Source organism: Paenibacillus sp. ALE3, from assembly GCF_054113405.1.
In genome coordinates this window covers 2483514-2500373 of the sequence record NZ_CM134214.1, presented here as the reverse complement: position 1 = coordinate 2500373, position 16860 = coordinate 2483514, and the positions used below count along the sequence as shown (strand labels likewise).

Below are 16860 nucleotides of genomic sequence, written 5' to 3'. Positions count from 1 at the left end.
TGAAAGCTGGATTAGGGCTGTGAACTGGAATTATCGTCACCTACCAATCGCTACCAAAAACAGCCGATTGCTCGGCTGTTTTTTAACTAAATTCCTTTCTCTTTCGTTGAAAAATTAACGTTAAATAAAGAGTAGAGGGGTTTATTTGAAGAAACGGTGAAGCTATGACTCTCGCAATTGTCCTGAATCCAGGCGTCGCCGACTCATGAATACCAAAGTCAATGCAATTACCGTAAGGACAATCCCAAGCACTTGAAATCCCTCGAAGCTGAACTTACCTCCCATTACGATACCTATCAACAATGAAGAGAAAATGGTTCCCAGATATCTTGATGTATTAAATAATCCGGATGCTACACCGATTATTTCTTTTGGAGAACTTTGGAACAAGGCTGCTTGCATACCTACATTGTTCAGTCCGTTGCTAATACCGAATGCAGCCAAAGCCAAACACACGCTGATCACCGGAGAAGTTGGATTTAATGTTACAAGCCACACCGATCCCAATGTCATCAGGATTGCCGATACCAGTAATGCCGGTCTGGGTCCTGATTTATCAATCCATCGTCCTGCTATTGGAGAAGCAGCTAGCGAGCACAAGCCTAAGCTTAGCATGAGAATCCCTGTTTGGAACTCGCTTACATGCCTTACCACTTGCAAGTAGGACGGAAGCCCGAAAAAAAGCGAGTAATAGAGTACGTTAACGAACATGAATTCGACATTAACCCAAGTCAACGCAGGATATTTGGCGAACGTGCGTAAAGGAATAAAGGGTGACGTCGCTTTTAACTCATATCGTACGAATGCCCCCAGCGCAACGAGACCTATTAACCCGACAATGACGTTTTCTAACGAGATATGCACAGATGATTTTGCCGAGAGTAATCCGACGAGCAGGGCAACCAGCCCTAATGTGAAGAGTAGGATCCCTCTTACATCAATTAAATCAAACCATTTACGAAAGGACATGTTGCGTGCAACAGATGTTGGCGATTCGTCCTTAGGAATAGTCCTCCAAGCCAATAGAAAGCTGGCTACCACAAACGGAATATTGATGAAAAAGATGGCAGGCCAATTCCACCAATGAACCAAAACCCCGCCAATAAAGGGTCCAATTGCCGCCGCTCCTGATAGGAAAATGGACAAAACAGACAGCGCAGTCGCTTGTTTCTCTGTAATATGAATTCGAACAATGGCCATTCCAACCCCAACCATCATACTTGTTCCGATGGATTGTACAATGCGGAACACGATGAGCCATCCAAAGGTTGGTGACAACGGAGCTAATAATGATGCAATGAAGGCTACAACAAGTCCAATAAGAAACATCTTCCTACGGCCGAATAAATCGCTGGCCTTTCCCATGATAGGTTGAGCTATGCTACTTGCAATGTAGAAAGAAAAAATAATCCAGGAAACACCTGTAAAGTCAAGTTGGAACACATTTTGCAGACTTGGAATTGCAACAGAAACCATCGAAGAATTTAATGGGTTCAATAATATCCCTAGACCAACTGAAATCATTAACCACCAGCTGCGAACACTCATTTCTGCCCCCCCCCCATAGCGAATTAATGTCATCGTACTTGAAATCGATTATTTATTCCAATGCATTTGATGTTATAATCTCATTGATTTGAGGGAATGAATGGGAGATGCGAAATGGAACTTCTTCAACTGCAATATTTTCTCACGGTAGCTCATTTGGAACATGTAACCGAAGCTGCACGAAGTCTGCACGTTACTCAATCGTCGCTCAGCAAAACGATTCAACGCTTGGAGGAAGATTTGGGAGTCCCTTTATTCGATCGAACAGGGAGGAAACTGCGATTGAATGAGTTCGGAAGCAGATTCCTTTACCGTGCAGAAAGGGCTTTATTTGAATTAGAACAGGGGAAGCAGGAGCTTAGCGACTTATCCAGCCCAGAACACGGAACTCTCGAATTGGCAGTGACCACCGCAAGCACATTACCAGGTATTCTTCGAGAGTTTCGGAGAAAACGGCCCTATATTCAATTTCATGTACAAATGCTGACCACACAGGAAATGGTTACACTTCTTCATAGAGGAGAAGTTGATTTTTGCTTGTCTTCACCTCCTGTTGAAGGCGATGACATCGAATGTAAAATCGTATGTATCGACCCCATTCTTGTAGCTGTTCCAAAGGGGCATCGGCTTGCGGATCGAAATAGCGTATCCTTGACAGAGCTAAGGGAAGAATGGTTTGTCGGCGTAAAAAGAGGCTATGGTACTCGTGATTTAGTGGATTCTGTATGCATGTCGGAAGGATTTGTGCCTAACTATGTGTACGAGGGGGATGAACCTGCAAGGCTTAGTACTCTTGTGGAAGCCGAAATTGGGATAGCTTTCATACCGAGCACGGCACGAAATTCGCAGGAACATCTCAAATATCTTCAGGTAGAGAATCACGAATTGATACGTGAGATTGCTTTATTATGGAACAGGAATCGGTATATTTCGCGGGCTGCTCAGGAATTCCGCGAGATAGTAGTAGAATATTTTGCGACGAATTCCAAATAGACAACTTAACTCCATATATGTTTTTGATGATCTACCATTGAAAATAAATAAGTAGGAGATTGCGTTAATAAGATAGCGCAGAGGCTAAACATTGTTATCCAACGAGCAGGAACTAACCGTTTTTGCTTTACCTTGTCATGAAATGATTATCGTCAAAAATAACAGGTGATATTTTTATTATTTTAATGATAATATGGTTAGGTAATTGCAATTAAACAGATTTTTACTTTTATTTTGTGGAGGCGTTAGAATGAAGTACATAGTGAAAAGAAGGGCACAAATTAAAGGGGATAACGCATCACTGGCCCTATAAACTGCGTAATCCCTGGCCTTTTTAAGGGGTTTGCATAATGGAAAAATCGATTGAGAAACGTATTCCTAAATCTTTGATTTGGCTGTGCGTGCTTGCATTTTTCAGCGTATTGAATGAGACGGTGTTCAACGTATCGTTGCCCGACATTGCCGCTCAATTTGGAATTAAGCCATCCGCTGCAAATTATGTTAATACCAGCTTTATTCTTTCTTTTGCCGTAGGAACGACCGTTTACGGAAAAATATCGGACATTTATGGCGTAAAAAAACTGGTTCTCATCAGTATGATGATATATAGCGGGGGATCGCTGTTTGGCTTGCTTTTTCATGCCTGGTTTCCGATTTTGCTTGTTGCACGATTTATCCAAGGAGCGGGTGCTTCTGCCGTCCCCGGACTGATTATGGTCATCGTTACCAAAAGTATCGAAAAGCAGCATCAAGGAAAAGCTTTTGGAATGATTGGATCGACCGTTGCTCTGGGAGAAGGTTTTGGTCCTATAGTTGGAGGCTGGATCGCGGACTATGTACATTGGTCCTATCTGTTTTTCCTGCCAATGATGACGCTAGTCACACTACCTTTTTTCTTACGGACGCTGCCTGACGAACCTATGAAAAAAGGTGGGCTTGATGTTCTGGGAGGCCTGCTCTTTGTTCTTGGAATTGTTTCGTTCACTTTATTTACGACACATTACGAGTGGTGGTATTTGACCAACAGTGTCATTCTTTTCATAGGATTTGTGCTGAGAATTCGAAGAGCTAAGGAACCTTTCGTAGAACCAGCTTTATTCAAGAGGAGAAGGTTTATTGTCGGCGTATTTGTAGGGGGAATACTTCTAGGGACCGTTGCAGGATTTATGTCTATGATCCCTTACATGATGAGAGAAGTACACCAGATGCCGACAAGCCTTATCGGAGGCGGTGTTCTGTTTCCAGGAACGCTTAGCGTGATTCTTTTTGGGATCGTTGGCGGTTCTTTGGTCGATAGGCAGGGAGCTCGTTTTGTCATGGTTGCAGGATTATTGCTTCTCGTGATGGGGCTTTTCATCGTTTCACTTTTTGCAGATCGTAGCCTCTGGATCATTTCAGGAGCATTGGTTTTGATTTTTGGTGGGCTATCCTTTGTCAAAACGGTCATCTCAACCATTGTGGCAGGCTCGCTAAGTGCTGACGAATCAGGCTCAGGTATGGGTTTTTTAAATTTTTCCTGCTTTTTGGCGGAGGGGATTGGTATCGCAATTGTAGGAGGACTGCTTACACAGCTTAGGTGCAACTTTCCTATTCTCCCGATCGTTACTGACGTTGCAGCATATTTGTACAGCAATTTGACGTTACTACTTCTAGCTGTAGTAATTACAGGCGGTGCCATTTTTATGATCGTATTTAAGGGAGAAAAGGCTTCCTTGGATCATTAATAGAAAATAATAATTTTTATAGAGCTGACATTGATACGTAATGATGTCAGCTTTTTTGTACAAAAAACTAAACTTTTTAAAGGGTGCATACATTGATTATTTGGACATCAACTAGATGTTTTTTGGTATTACTAAACGTTTCCTATGAGGCTGAGCATCGCGTATAATATATAGTAAATTGTTATGTACCGAGTGTGAGATTCGTTTATTTTGGTTTGGGGTGAGTGTAGTGGCATCTATTCATGAGGTGGCGAAACAAGCAGGGGTATCGGTGGCAACGGTATCCAAAGTGATTAATAATTATTCTGATGTCAGCAGCAAAACGAGAAATAAGGTGAACAAGGCGATTGAATTGCTGAACTACCAGCCGAATGTGGTTGCCCGAAGCCTCGTGAAAAAGCGTTCCTGGACGGTCGGGATGTTCCTGCTGGATTTCTTCACGAATCCTTTTATTTCGGAGCTTCTTGATGGGTTAAGAAAGTCTCTTGAAGATAGCGGTTATGACCTGCTCTTTCTATCACCGAATCTTAGCAATCCCGATTATACCTTCACTAAGCATTGCATCAGCCGCAATGTAGATGGAGTTGTCATGTTTGGTGTCGATCGAACTAATCAAAATTTTTTGGATCTACTTCAGGCTGAGATGCCGACGATGATGATCGATACCGATCTGCTGGGACCTAGAACCGGATATGTAACAGCCGACAATCGCAGAGGTGCTTACTTAGGTGTTCAGCATTTGGTGGAACTCGGACATAAACGCATCGCTTTTATTTCAGGGGATTTGGGATGTCTGGTTGGTCAAACGAGATTTTCCGGGTATCAGGAGGGGCTGCGCTCGAACGATCTTCCTTACTACGACCAATATGTGGAGGTAGAGAAATACAGCATTGAAGGTGGATATAAGGCGATGAAGCGCCTGCTACAGCTTCCGGAAGCACCGTCCGGCGTAATCTGCTCTTCAGACTATATGGCGACCGGTGCGATCGAAGCAATTCGCGAAATCGGAATGCGAGTACCTGATCATATTTCCGTTGTTGGGTTTGACAACACATTCTATGCGGAACTGTCCATGCCCAAGCTTACAACAATCAATCAGAACATTACGCTAATGGGAATGAAAGCAGGAGAGCATCTCATCCGAATGATTGAGAATCCCGATTATTCACCGCCAACGGAGATTGTCCCGGCAAATCTGGTTGTACGAGACTCGACAGGAGAGTATAAGGAATAGTTTTTTAAGAATTGACAAACACAAAAACAAATTGTATTTTAATTATGGTGTAAGCGCTTAATATAAGGTCCCTTGAATCGCCTCTGCTCGTTCTTGTTTCATTCCCGAGTTATGGACAAAAGGGAAGGTCTCATATTGCGTCAGAGGGGAGGAAACTGGAATAGATATGATTTTAAAAGAAGGTGGTGATCCGGAAGACGTAGGGCGATATGTTGTTAACCTGAGGAAAGCGTGAAGATGTTAATGGTTGAATCTAATTGAGTCTATTGGAACAGGAGGTTTCACTAACATTTTTATTTCATTTTCGAAAACGTTTTCGCCAACAAGTTTGAATGCTGTCACTGTTCTTGAATCCGGCCGATATGCAGATGAATATCGGGGCTGCTTGCCGAAATTTTTCGCGTAATCATGCCATATTAAAGGGAGAAGAGAATTATGAAAATGTCGTTCAATTCATTCACTAAGCCATTAATCATGATCCTACTGTTCAGTTTATTAACGCTACTTTTTCAAGCGGCCTTACCTGCAACGCCCGCTGCTGCAGCTGCCTGCGCAAACCCTGTAAGTTATTTCGGTGAAATGAAAGCAAGTGGAAACAAGATTAACGGCTCCAAAACGAATCGGCCTATGATGGTCAAAGGGTCGAGCTTCTTCTGGAACAACTGGTCCGGTCCATTTTGGAATACCGCCACGGTGAATCGGATGGTGGATGAATTCCAAGTAGAGATCGTAAGAGCGGCATATGGCGTGGACCCCAGCGGAAATCCGTATAACACGGCCGATGAATCCAAAGTTCGTGACGTGGTCAATGCGGCAATTGCTAAGGGGATCTATGTTATTATCGATTGGCACTCGCATGACGCGCACAACAACGTCAACGCCGCTAAAAGTTTCTTCAGCCGCATGGCGCAGGAATACGGAAGCTATGATAACGTCATTTTCGAGATCTATAACGAACCTACGCAAGTCTCGTGGGGGACAATCAAAAGTTACGCTGAGCAAGTTATTCCAGCCATTCGTCAACATTCTGACAATCTAATTGTCGTTGGTACGCCATTCTGGTCTCAGAATGTAGACCAGGCAGCGAACGATCCCATTACATCCTCTAGTAATATCGCCTATACATTGCACTTTTACGCTGGAACTCATTTTCAGTCGCTCCGGGACAAAGCCAACTACGCAATGAGTAAGGGCATCCCGCTATTTGTTACCGAGATGGGCTTTGTTAACGCGGATGGCGACGGCGGCATTAATTACGATTCCACGAACCAATGGCTTGACTGGATGAACCAGAATAACCTGTCATGGGCCAACTGGGCGATTAATGACAAGACAGAAGGCGCAAGTATTTTCAATACGAACGGGAGTCTCACAGCAGGAGGTAACTATCTGAAAAGCATTCTAGCCGGGCACGCTCCGTATGCCGAGTGGAGGCAGAATGCGGCTTGCGGTGGCAGTAGCGCAAACACATTATATGACTTCGAGGGTAGTACGCAGGGCTGGACCGGTTCGAATATATCCGATGGTCCATGGAGCGTAAACGAGTGGTCATCCAAGGGCAGTAATTCTCTTAAAGCGAATATCAGCATGTCTGCTAATTCCCAGCACTACCTGCTTCTCTCACAAAGCCGCAACCTTAGTGGTAAGGCAACGCTAAGCGCGACCGTCAAACATGCATCTTGGGACTCCGCAGGTGACGGACTCAATGCCAAGATTTATGCCAAGACAGGATCAGGTTGGGCTTGGTATGCTGGCAAAGCTGTCAAGATTAATTCTTCTGGAGGTACGACGCTGTCGTTCAACCTTGCATCTGTACCCAATCTTGACGATGTTAGGGAAATCGGCGTACAATTTCTTGCCTCGGCGAACAGCAGCGGTAAGTCAGCCGTTTACGTTGACAACGTGACACTTCAATAATACATTCCTAACCTTTCCTGCTAAGGGACTTCATCGCTATATTGTGGGTTTGTCCTTACGACCAAGTTATTTGCGAATAGTGGAGAAATGATGCTAGTGATAGCTGATTGATCCATAAAACTGTGTCAAATTAAAGAGGCAAGAGGAAAGAGGAAAGAGGAAAGAGGAAAGACGCAAGATAAAGCTCTTGTCCAAACCAAGTGACAAGAGCTTTATTTCATTACCGATTGTGTCAATAATATGATCTCATTACTCATGGTCTTCATGAAGTACCTGTATTTTGTAGTTGGGAAATATAAGGCTTACAAAAGCTGGTACATATACCGAATTACAAACCAAACACCTCAGTAATTAAAGAGAATCAATAAGCCTCCTTTTAAGTACAACCTTATCTTAGTCTTCGGACTGGAGGAAGGTTGTTTTTCTTTGTTATAAAATAGGCATCATTTGTTGTGTCACACAATTATTCCCTAACTAATCATTCACATTATGATATCGCGGATTTACGAGAGAAGACAGGGACTATGATGAATAAAGCAAAATTCTCATTATTGAAGATTTAGTAGCTGTCCTATTATCAAATAACATTATGACATGTACTTTTATCACAGTGACATTCCAATACATAAGAATTGTTAGATATACTTGAGCTGCCTAAGGTTAGGTCCTCAACTTTATGACATGTCTTGAGGGAGGCGTAAAATGAGAAATAAGAAATAAGAAATAAGAAGAGGGCACGTCAGAGGCCAGTATTTTGCTAGGAATGAGAAAGGATGAAATCAGGTGACTTATATTGCACAAGAGAATCGATACGAACAAATGAAATATCGGCGGATTGGACGGAGCGGTGTCAGGCTCCCGGCCATTTCGCTCGGCTTGTGGCAAAATTTCGGCGGGGACAAACCGTTTGAGGATAGTCGTGTAATGATATTACGTGCCTTTGATCTTGGTGTCTCGCACTTTGATTTGGCAAACAATTACGGACCACCTCCCGGATCGGCCGAGGAAACCTTTGGACACGTTTTAAAAAAGGACCTCGCACCTTATCGGGATGAGTTGTTTATTTCAACAAAAGCTGGCTACTATATGTGGCCTGGCCCGTACGGTGAGTGGGGATCGAGAAAAAACCTGCTTGCAAGCCTGGATCGCAGCCTTCAGCGAATGGGACTCGACTATGTCGATGTCTTTTACCATCATCGTCCCGATGGTGATACCCCCTTAGAGGAATCGATGGGAGCGCTTGCTCATGCTGTGAAATCAGGCAAAGCACTGTACGTCGGTTTATCCAATTACGGACTGGAGGAGACGAAGCAAGCAGCTGTGATCCTTAAAAACCTTGGTACACCGCTGCTCCTCCACCAGCCTATGTATTCAATGCTGAACCGATGGGTTGAGAACGGATTGCAGGACGTGCTGACTGAAGTGGGAGCCGGCACAGTGGCTTTCTGCCCGCTTGGTCGCGGGCAGTTGACGGGAAAATACATCGATAAGCTGGAAACTGAATTTAAAACAGGCCTGCGCACGTTGAAACCAGAGGCCATATCTCAGGAGCGGATTAACAAATTCCGTGCGCTGGAGGCGATCGCGAAGCGCCGCGGTCAAACGTTGCCGCAAATGGCGTTGACATGGGCGCTGCGCGAAGACGGCGTGGATTCGGTGTTAATCGGTGCAAGCCGTGTAGGTCAAATTGAGGAAAATGTGCTAGCAGTACACGCAGATCCGCTATCGGCAGCGGATCTTCAAGAGATCGACCAAGTTATGCATAATATCGGGGATGTCCCCTGGTAATGTCATGGCAACAACACGATTCATTAAACGAACAAATCAGTCGAGGCTTGAAAGACCCATTGAGCTGTCTCTTTTAAGCCTTGCGCGAAAGTATGATGGAGAAAGTCCTTTCACTTTTTTAAACATTTTGGAGAACAGTAGCGGGTCGCTATAACCAACAGAATAGGAGACTTCCGTGATGGACAGCTGCGAATTGTCCAGCAGATCGCCTGCTTTGTCCATCCGGAGGTTCAACAAGTATTGTTGTGGGGAAACATTAAGAATCTCCTTGAAAAGGACGGACAGATAGACACGATCAATCCCAACTATGTGTGCGACCTCGGAAATGGAAACTCTTTGGTTATAGTTCATTCGAATAAACTCGACCGCTTTACGAATGTAGGCGTCCTTGGGCCGTATCTCGGGCAGTAGCTGACTCGTAGCAACCAACATATCAATCCAATCGGCGAGTAACCTGAACAAAATGCTCTGTCTTCGTAGTTCACTGGTGCTGTGGTTCACGTCGCAGGCAGAAAATTCATCCAAATAAAAATCAAACCAAAACAATGGGGAGTACCTGAATACGGGATGAAGGGGAGAAATGTGCGCCTGCTCGAATAGAGGTATAACCCCGTTACCCGAAAAGGCTATCCAAGAATAAATCCAAGGATCAGTTGGGTCCGCTTCCATGTAACAAAGAATGTTGTCGTATACGATAAAGCCTTCGCCTTGCTGAAGATGAAAGGTCTTTCCGTCAATCTGGTAAACGCCTCTACCCGCATGGATAAACATGATTTTGTATTGTCCTTTGATGCCGGGCCCCCAAGAATAGCTGGGTTCACAAACTTGTTTGCCGTGATAACAGTAACAAATATCCATCTGGTTGCTTTCCTCCTATAATAGTACATCATGACATATAAGATCCTGAAAGTCACTTGCGAAATGAGTTCACTTATAAGGAGTATAATGCTTGATCAGTTCCTTACGGACTATACGAATCGTCGAACAGATGAATACGGTGGATCCATTGAAAACCGGATACCAGTTATTGCGAATGGCCAGCTTGATAATCCTGATAAGGCTACCACAATCATTGGGCAAGGGTTTGCTGACGTAATTGCGTTGGGGAATGGCGTACTTGCAAATTATGATTGGATAAAGAAGGTTAGAAATGGTGATTCGTTATCTGAGCTGGATCAAAATAAAGTCTTAAGACCGGATGCAACCATTAAGGATTTCGAGATTAGTCAATAAGATGATCATTGCGTAACCAACCATTTGGAGGTACGGATATGATGAGGACGTAGCTGGGATAAAATCGGAAGAACCATCGAAGGATGAAAAGTCCAGAGCGGTGGTTCTTTTTTTCTTTTGTTACCTATGCCATCATTATAAATGGAGGGCGATGAACAATGTTCCAAGATTTTAAGCTCGTTGGTGACCGTCCGGTCGCGATACAAGTAAAAGAATATATTAAACGTTTAATTATAAAAGGGACGTTTCATAAGGATCAGAAGCTACCCTCCACACGAGAAATGAGCAGTGTGCTCAAGGTGAGTCGCAATACAGTTATTGCAGCCTATGAAGGCCTGGAGGACGATGGATTTACGTATACAATACCGAGTAGAGGCAGCTATGTGGCCGCTATGGTGGACCTTTTGGTTGCGGATAACGGAGGGGCTGACGCCTCCTTCGCCTGGCAGATTGATTGGAAGACAAGAATGAGCAAGTACGCTGTATCGGCTGCAGAGCTTGATATGATGAAGCAGGGCATTCGCGCCCCAAGAGGAATCATCTCGTTTACAAGCATCGCACCGGATGAGCAGCTGTTTGATCTGGGAGATGTAAGGCGAGCCTTTATGGATCGGATGGCAATCGAAGGGCAGGTGCTGCTCAACTACGGCTATGCCAAGGGTTACAAACCACTGATCGATTACCTGATGAGATATATGGAGAATAAGGGCGTCGATATAAGCGGCAAGGATCTACTGATTACAAGCGGTTTTACAGAAGGCTTCGATATTGTGCTGTCGGCACTTCGCCCTTCAGCGCGCCGCGGTACAGTAATTTGTGAAAATCCGACCCATCACACAGCGATCAAAAATTTAAAGCTACAAGGCTTTGAGATTACCGGCATTCCAATGGAGCGGGATGGTATTAATGTGGAGCAGCTTGAAGCGGTATTGCAGAAGCAGACAAATAGCTTCGATCTCGCCTATTTGACTCCTTCCTATCACAATCCTACAGGCATTGTCATGTCGTCGGCAAAGCGCAGCGCTGTAATGAATTTAATGATGCGCTATCAGATTCCGGTGATTGAGGATGGTTTTAATGAGGAGCTGCGCTATTCAGGAGCGCATATTGCGCCATTAATAGCAACAGCAGGGCGAGGGAACGGAGTCATCTATATTGGCAGCTTCTCCAAGGTGCTGTTTCCTGGCTTGCGAGTAGGCTGGGTGCTTGGAGATCGAGCGCTGATTGACACTCTGGAAAGCATTAAGCGTGCGCGCACCATTCATACCTCAACAATCGACCAATCGATATTATATCAATATTTGCTCAATGGAAATTTTGAGAAATATGTAAAAAGAGCACGTATGGAATATAAGCGCAAATACGAGCTTACGAAGGCATGCTGTGATACCCATCTCTCTGAGGCGCAACTATCTGGCGATGGGGGCTTGCATGTGTTTCTTACCTTCCCGGCAGGTGTAAATACGCGCCAGTTGCTTGAAGCATGCATAGATCAAGGTGTTATATATACACCTGGAGACAAGTTTTTTATACATGAAGGTGAAGGGACGAATACTTTGCGGCTTGGCTTTTCCCGAGTAACGGATGAACAGATCGAGCGGGGTATTCAGATTATAGGCCAACAGGTGCGTAACTTTCATAAGGCATGTGGTCATAAGAACAATCCGTAACTGCACTATGATTTTTTAAGAAAATGGGGTGTCATGATGAAGATCGGCGTTATTATGGGGGGGACTTCCACTGAGCGTGAGGTTTCTCTGCAGACAGGTCAAGAGATGCTGAATCATTTGGATCGCAGCCGCTATGAGGTGGTTCCAATTGTGATCGATCAGCCAGCAGATTTAATCGCACAGGTTCAGAACACAGGCATCGATTTTGCGTTGTTGGCGCTGCATGGTCAATATGGCGAAGACGGCACGGTGCAGGGAGCGCTGGAAACACTGGGCATTCCCTATACAGGGAGCGGTGTTCTGGCAAGCAGCCTGTGCATGAATAAGCAGCTGTCCAAGATGCTGCTGAAGTCGGCAGGGGTGCTTACGCCTGCAGGCCTCTGCTGGCAGGGAATGGGCGATTATGATCAGCAAGCGGTAGAGCAGTTGGGTTATCCCGTTATTGTGAAGCCGAATATGGGAGGATCCAGCATCGGCATCCAGCTTGTGCATAATGGGAAGGAGCTTCACTCGGCTATTCAGAAGGCTTGTGCTTTGGATCAGACGATTTTGGTTGAGCCTTTTATTCAAGGGACGGAGCTTACCTGCTCAATTGTGGATGGCGAGGTATTACCGATTATCAGGATTCGCTCTGCCCATTCTGAATGGTTCGACTATAAAGCGAAATATGAGACCGGCGGTGCTGAGGAGAAGGTGATCCAGCTTCCTCCCGTTATTGAGCAGCGTGTGCGCGAGACGGCGCTTGCCAGCTATCGGCTGCTGCAGTGCAAGGTGTATGCAAGGATCGATATGATTTTGTGCCAGGATGTACCTTACGTTTTGGAGGTAAACACCTTACCCGGAATGACCGCTAACAGCCTACTTCCGAAGAGTGCAGCTGCAGCAGGCATAACCTTTACGCAGCTGCTGGACCGTATTATTACTAGCTCACTTCATGAGCGAAAACGGGAATGAGAGAAGGTTTAACATGTTTGATGGATTAGATCAGCTAGAATACCTTGATACGGAAGCTTTCATCTGAGAGAACATCGGAAGACTTTTTGTTCATCCTAAAGAGAATTTAATGGTCTATAAAGTAAAGGGATTAGACAGAAAATGGCGAAATATTGTTATAATGGTTAGAACGGAACAGCGTTAAACTGATGTAGATTTGAAGGATGTTGCAGCATTAATGCAACTTAATTTTGCTTCAAGATGGGGGAGGTGTTCACATCTCTATTCGCACCTTATAAAACTGTAGGAGAACGAATACGAAAATGAATATTTTAATCAGAGAAGTGAAGGCTGAGGACGGTGAGTGTAGCACTAACATTAATGGTAGCTTTATCGTGGATTCTACCCTTGTTTTGCAATTAACGGGACAGCAAATCGAATATACGGTGAAGGAGAGGCCTATTAGTAAAAAAAGCTACGATGATGATCAGTTTGAGGAAGACACAGTTGAGGATTATTCGAATTATATCGACAATCCCGATCAGATCATATATTTAGCGCTCGTAAATAATCAAGTCGTAGGTCAAATTGTTCTGAAAAGGAATTGGAATAAGTATGCATATGTGGAAGATATCAAAGTCGACAAGCTATATAGAAGCTTCGGTATCGGTAAGGAACTAATCGAACAGGCTAAACGCTGGGGGAAGGATGGCGGAATGCCAGGAATCATGCTGGAGACACAAAGTAATAATGTTCGCGCTTGTAAATTCTATGAAAGTTGCGGTTTTGTGATCGGTGGATTCGACTCCTACGTCTACAGAGGCCTAGATAAAGAAAGTGACGAGATCGCGATCTATTGGTATCTGATGTTTGATTAGAACGACAAATTTATTTGAATAAAGGAGGACAAAAAGATGACTAAAAAGAGAATGGAATGGGAGGAAGGGAATTGGATCAATTCACCTCTATATGCCCGGAAAGAAGGAGATTTCCTTAAGGTTGCGCCTGAAAAGGGAAGAGATTTTTGGAAAAAGACATTATATGGTTTTGAATTTGAAGATGGGTCCGCTTTATTGTCGGATTGGAATAACAACACGGCGGTGGAAGTATCGTTTCAACTCGCATCCTTTACGGAGCTTTATGATCAGGCAGGTATATTGTTATACCATGGCCCCGAGCAATGGATTAAAGCGGGGATAGAAATCAATGATGGCATTCCTCAGCTTTCCACAGTCGTAACCGCTGGGTATTCTGACTGGTCGCTTGCGGCTGTGCCGGAGTGGGTTGGTGAAGAAGTCACCCTCCGCGCTTCCATCATCAAGGATGCTGTGGTCATTCGTGCACGGACGGAGAATCATGGATGGCGAACGATTCGTGTGGCGCGTTTTCCCTACACCACTGGAAATCAGGCAGGTCCATATACCTGTTCGCCAACCCGTGAGGGCTTTGAGGTTACCTTTACTCGCTGGCACTTTACAGAGCGGGACCAAGACCTTCATAGTGATCCTCCTGTAGAACATCATTGAAGAACGAATGCACAGCTGAGCACAGCAATATGAGATACGATAAACTAGCTTATATGCACATAAAGTAATGATTAAGAGTAGGTGTCTCATAATAAAATATATTGTAATGGACCCAAAAGGGAAGATGTGTATTTTGCTGTGAAATCCGGGACTGATAAGGAAGACCAAAGCGGAAAACTACTAACTACTTGACACAATAAAATACATACTCTAAAAACTCCGATTTTGTCTTTCCTAAGTTCAGTTTTTTACGCAACAGACATGAGGTTGAAAAATATTTGATGTAAAGCACGCCCCATAGAGTACACACAGGGTAGTCTAAATGACATACTCTACTGTGTATTCTATGGGGCATAATTATATCTCTTCTCATCCATTTTAAAGATCAGCGGTTTAATATATTTATAGAGGAGTTATGCCTACCAGCATCTTACGGTCCTTCTCTTGGCAGATAACTATTCCCCGAATGGCAAGCTCTCTTTAAGCGCCCACAGGTCATCATAGCTGGAAATACGGTGATCTGCCTTGGATAAATCCTGCTGGCCCGAGCCTGGGTTGTGTAAACCAATGCAGCGCATACCAGCACTCTTGGCTGCATGAACACCATTTCGTGAATCCTCAATAACAATACAATGGTCCGGGGCTATGCCAAGTAGTTCGGCGGCATATAGGAAGATGTCCGGTGCCGGTTTACCCTGGGATACCTCTTCTCCAGTGATTCGAATATCAAAGTAACGGCCAAGTCCCGTTTTTTCCATAATGAGATCAATCAGCGACCGCGGAGAGGAAGAGGCTACTGCAATCGGAATTCCTTTTTCCTGTAGCCAGTCCAGCCACCGTTCCAGTCCGTCGATCGCCATCAGGCCCTCATATGCTGTTATGGTCTGCATCACATTTTTTCGGTGATAGGCAAGTGCCTCTTCCAATGTATTAGTAAGTTGATGCCTGTCCAGCACTTGACGCCACATGGATTCGAGTGTCACTCCAACATAGGTGTGATGCTCTTCTTCCGTCATGGGTGCACCGAAATGGGCAAAGGAGCTGCGTTCAACCTCAAAATAAATCGGTTCGCTGTCTACCAACACCCCATCCATGTCGAAAATGACCGCTTTGACCGGAACGGACGCTGATAGGTCTCCTGTGCATTCATGATTCGTCGGTGTAACATGATGAATGCTCGTCATGTCCATTCTCCCCCTTGTTAGTAGCTAATTTAGTTGCCGGAGCCATTTGATTGCAGCACAATCTTGATCGCCTGAGACGAAGGCTGAAGGGTCCGCTCGCTGATATTACATCCAAGTGTCTTAAAGGCTTCATGGTAATCATCAAGCGGATACGAGTGGGTAATGATTTTTTTTGCGGGAATGATTTGCTGCTCAATCAGATAATGCGCCGTGGAGAACGTGCCCAGAGAATCAATCGAGCCGATGATTTTAAGGCTACGGTCAACGACCTCTTTCGGATTAAACGAGCTTATCCCATCTCTCAGCCCCACCAGCATCAAATACCCGCCGCTCGCAAGCTGGCTTAGTACCTCGGTGCCGACCACGCCTGTGGTATCCACAATCATGTCCACCTGATTCTTTAACGGTGCTAGCTCATGAATGGCCGACTCCAGTGTGGCGTGCGCGGACCATCGCTCAGGGGCAATGGAATCCGCTATGGCGAGCCGCTCCTCCGAGATGTCAACGAGGCAACCAGTTACTCCTTTCGAAGCAAGAGCATAGCTGTACAGAATCCCGATTGGACCTGCGCCTATAATAACAGTGGTGAAGTTCGGCAGCAGGTTAATCTGGTTGATCCCGGTTAGCATACAGCTCAGCGGTTCGGTCAGCGTCGCTTCTTCGTAGCTGATATGATCCTTCAGCTTGTACAAAAAACGGTCCTCAGTCACATAATAATCGGTGAACGTACCGTCGGCGCTGACTCCGGTCTCTGTTACGGCTTTATGTGTGCAATGATTCTGTCTTCCTGTCCGGCACATTTCGCATTGACCGCAGTAATATGTTGGATCAATCACCACACGGTCCCCAGGCTGCAGTGAACTGACGGCTGTTCCTACAGCGATCACATCCCCCGCTGATTCGTGGCCCAAGATCGTGGACGGCACGGCATGATATTTGCCGCTAATGATACCTAGATCAGTACCGCATACGCCTGTCGCCCGAATCCGGACGAGTACATCGTTATCCTTTTTAATCTCCGGGATCGGTCTTTCCTCAAGTGCGACATCCCAAGCTGATTTGTATACTAGTGCAAGCATGAATAATTCCTCCTTTTGCCTATTGGGCAGA

General features: G+C 45.0%; 15 protein-coding genes. 11 read left to right on the top strand and 4 right to left on the bottom strand.

The annotated features are described in order from the left end of the window. Positions 1-162: 162 nt before the first annotated feature. Entirely contained in the window at positions 163-1548 is a 1386-nt protein-coding gene (locus ACXHJ2_RS10940) for an MFS transporter (RefSeq protein WP_165084032.1), read from the bottom strand. 114 nt (positions 1549-1662) lie between these two features. On the opposite strand from ACXHJ2_RS10940, the gene ACXHJ2_RS10935 reads away from it, so the two are divergent. The 6 genes from ACXHJ2_RS10935 (at position 1663) to ACXHJ2_RS10910 (ending at position 9204) form a co-directional block, all read left to right on the top strand. Then, positions 1663-2541 carry a LysR family transcriptional regulator gene (locus tag ACXHJ2_RS10935; RefSeq protein ID WP_013371145.1) on the top strand — a complete coding sequence of 293 codons (879 nt, stop codon included), beginning with the start codon at positions 1663-1665 and terminating at the stop codon, positions 2539-2541. Between the two features lie 350 nt (positions 2542-2891). After that, positions 2892-4265 (top strand): MFS transporter, encoded by a 1374-nt coding sequence (locus tag ACXHJ2_RS10930; RefSeq protein ID WP_165084031.1) that lies wholly within the window; start codon positions 2892-2894, stop codon positions 4263-4265. Positions 4266-4494: 229 nt separating this feature from the next. Next, a complete protein-coding gene (locus ACXHJ2_RS10925) occupies positions 4495-5499 on the top strand; it encodes a LacI family DNA-binding transcriptional regulator (protein ID WP_025678368.1) in 1005 nt (334 codons plus the stop codon). Between the two features lie 332 nt (positions 5500-5831). Continuing rightward, positions 5832-5963, top strand: coding sequence for a hypothetical protein (locus tag ACXHJ2_RS10920; RefSeq protein ID WP_457874799.1), 132 nt, complete (start codon positions 5832-5834; stop codon positions 5961-5963). A 115-nt stretch (positions 5964-6078) separates the two neighbouring features. Further along, the gene (locus ACXHJ2_RS10915) at positions 6079-7416 is read left to right on the top strand and encodes a glycoside hydrolase family 5 protein (RefSeq protein ID WP_457874798.1); all 1338 of its coding nucleotides are present in this window, start codon (positions 6079-6081) and stop codon (positions 7414-7416) included. A 783-nt stretch (positions 7417-8199) separates the two neighbouring features. After that, a complete protein-coding gene (locus tag ACXHJ2_RS10910) occupies positions 8200-9204 on the top strand; it encodes an aldo/keto reductase (protein WP_165084029.1) in 1005 nt (334 codons plus the stop codon). A gap of 36 nt (positions 9205-9240) precedes the next feature. On the opposite strand, the gene ACXHJ2_RS10905 is transcribed toward ACXHJ2_RS10910, so the two are convergent. Next, entirely contained in the window at positions 9241-10062 is an 822-nt protein-coding gene (locus ACXHJ2_RS10905) for a helix-turn-helix domain-containing protein (protein WP_013371151.1), read from the bottom strand. Between the two features lie 87 nt (positions 10063-10149). On the opposite strand from ACXHJ2_RS10905, the gene ACXHJ2_RS10900 reads away from it, so the two are divergent. The 5 genes from ACXHJ2_RS10900 to ACXHJ2_RS10880 all read left to right on the top strand — a co-directional run bounded on the left by ACXHJ2_RS10900 (position 10150) and on the right by ACXHJ2_RS10880 (position 14566). After that, complete coding sequence (locus tag ACXHJ2_RS10900) at positions 10150-10437, top strand: oxidoreductase (protein WP_165084028.1); 288 nt, start codon at positions 10150-10152, stop codon at positions 10435-10437. A 158-nt stretch (positions 10438-10595) separates the two neighbouring features. Further along, positions 10596-12107 carry an aminotransferase-like domain-containing protein gene (locus ACXHJ2_RS10895; RefSeq protein ID WP_165084027.1) on the top strand — a complete coding sequence of 504 codons (1512 nt, stop codon included), beginning with the start codon at positions 10596-10598 and terminating at the stop codon, positions 12105-12107. Positions 12108-12143: 36 nt separating this feature from the next. After that, a complete protein-coding gene (locus tag ACXHJ2_RS10890; protein WP_165084050.1) occupies positions 12144-13061 on the top strand; it encodes a D-alanine--D-alanine ligase in 918 nt (305 codons plus the stop codon). Positions 13062-13363: 302 nt separating this feature from the next. Continuing rightward, positions 13364-13918 (top strand): GNAT family N-acetyltransferase, encoded by a 555-nt coding sequence (locus ACXHJ2_RS10885; protein ID WP_165084026.1) that lies wholly within the window; start codon positions 13364-13366, stop codon positions 13916-13918. A gap of 36 nt (positions 13919-13954) precedes the next feature. Continuing rightward, the gene (locus ACXHJ2_RS10880) at positions 13955-14566 is read left to right on the top strand and encodes a DUF1349 domain-containing protein (protein WP_013371156.1); all 612 of its coding nucleotides are present in this window, start codon (positions 13955-13957) and stop codon (positions 14564-14566) included. Between the two features lie 455 nt (positions 14567-15021). Here ACXHJ2_RS10880 and ACXHJ2_RS10875 read toward each other — a convergent pair whose 3' ends face one another. Further along, a complete protein-coding gene (locus tag ACXHJ2_RS10875; RefSeq protein WP_165084025.1) occupies positions 15022-15750 on the bottom strand; it encodes an HAD family hydrolase in 729 nt (242 codons plus the stop codon). A 29-nt stretch (positions 15751-15779) separates the two neighbouring features. Further along, positions 15780-16829 (bottom strand): 2-amino-2-deoxy-D-mannitol dehydrogenase GutB1, encoded by a 1050-nt coding sequence (gene gutB1 / locus ACXHJ2_RS10870; RefSeq protein ID WP_165084023.1) that lies wholly within the window; start codon positions 16827-16829, stop codon positions 15780-15782. Positions 16830-16860: the final 31 nt, after the last annotated feature.

Bases quoted from the DNA above. Each gene is read 5' to 3' on its own strand.
- ACXHJ2_RS10940 (WP_165084032.1), bottom strand. From the start codon at position 1,548: ATGAGTGTTCGCAGCTGGTGGTTAATGATTTCAGTTGGTCTAGGGATA.
- ACXHJ2_RS10935 (WP_013371145.1), top strand. From the start codon at position 1,663: ATGGAACTTCTTCAACTGCAATATTTTCTCACGGTAGCTCATTTGGAA.
- ACXHJ2_RS10930 (WP_165084031.1), top strand. From the start codon at position 2,892: ATGGAAAAATCGATTGAGAAACGTATTCCTAAATCTTTGATTTGGCTG.
- ACXHJ2_RS10920 (WP_457874799.1), top strand. From the start codon at position 5,832: ATGCTGTCACTGTTCTTGAATCCGGCCGATATGCAGATGAATATCGGG.
- ACXHJ2_RS10915 (WP_457874798.1), top strand. From the start codon at position 6,079: ATGAAAGCAAGTGGAAACAAGATTAACGGCTCCAAAACGAATCGGCCT.
- ACXHJ2_RS10905 (WP_013371151.1), bottom strand. From the start codon at position 10,062: ATGGATATTTGTTACTGTTATCACGGCAAACAAGTTTGTGAACCCAGC.
- ACXHJ2_RS10900 (WP_165084028.1), top strand. From the start codon at position 10,150: ATGCTTGATCAGTTCCTTACGGACTATACGAATCGTCGAACAGATGAA.
- ACXHJ2_RS10895 (WP_165084027.1), top strand. From the start codon at position 10,596: ATGTTCCAAGATTTTAAGCTCGTTGGTGACCGTCCGGTCGCGATACAA.
- ACXHJ2_RS10890 (WP_165084050.1), top strand. From the start codon at position 12,144: ATGAAGATCGGCGTTATTATGGGGGGGACTTCCACTGAGCGTGAGGTT.
- ACXHJ2_RS10885 (WP_165084026.1), top strand. From the start codon at position 13,364: ATGAATATTTTAATCAGAGAAGTGAAGGCTGAGGACGGTGAGTGTAGC.
- ACXHJ2_RS10880 (WP_013371156.1), top strand. From the start codon at position 13,955: ATGACTAAAAAGAGAATGGAATGGGAGGAAGGGAATTGGATCAATTCA.
- ACXHJ2_RS10875 (WP_165084025.1), bottom strand. From the start codon at position 15,750: ATGACGAGCATTCATCATGTTACACCGACGAATCATGAATGCACAGGA.
- gutB1 (WP_165084023.1), bottom strand. From the start codon at position 16,829: ATGCTTGCACTAGTATACAAATCAGCTTGGGATGTCGCACTTGAGGAA.